Genomic DNA, 239 nt, shown 5'->3' with positions numbered 1-239 from the left:
CGCCGGAACATTCCACCGACGCGGTAACGCGATGTAACCGCAACATGCGGACAACGTCATTCTTCTTCGACGACGTTGCCGTTGCGGTTGGGCGCCAGAATTTCGCGGTTGCCGTTGCCGGACATGGCGGACACGAGCCCCGCCTTTTCCATGTCTTCGAGCAGGCGCGCGGCGCGGTTGTAGCCGATGCGCAGGTGACGCTGCACCAGCGAGATGGACGCGCGGCGGTTCTTGAGCAC

The 239-nt window shown here is 63.6% G+C and carries 1 protein-coding gene; it reads right to left on the bottom strand.

Annotated features, from left to right (window positions below; translation table 11 throughout):
• Positions 1-56: 56 nt before the first annotated feature.
• Positions 57-239 (bottom strand): DNA translocase FtsK (locus tag ACVA58_RS28630; protein ID WP_446513613.1); only part of this gene is annotated, 183 nt, incomplete at its 5' end.

Source organism: Photobacterium sp. DNB22_13_2 (genome assembly GCF_052873915.1).
Note: the sequence above shows the minus strand (reverse complement) of the source record. Positions and strands in the feature narration are given on the sequence as shown.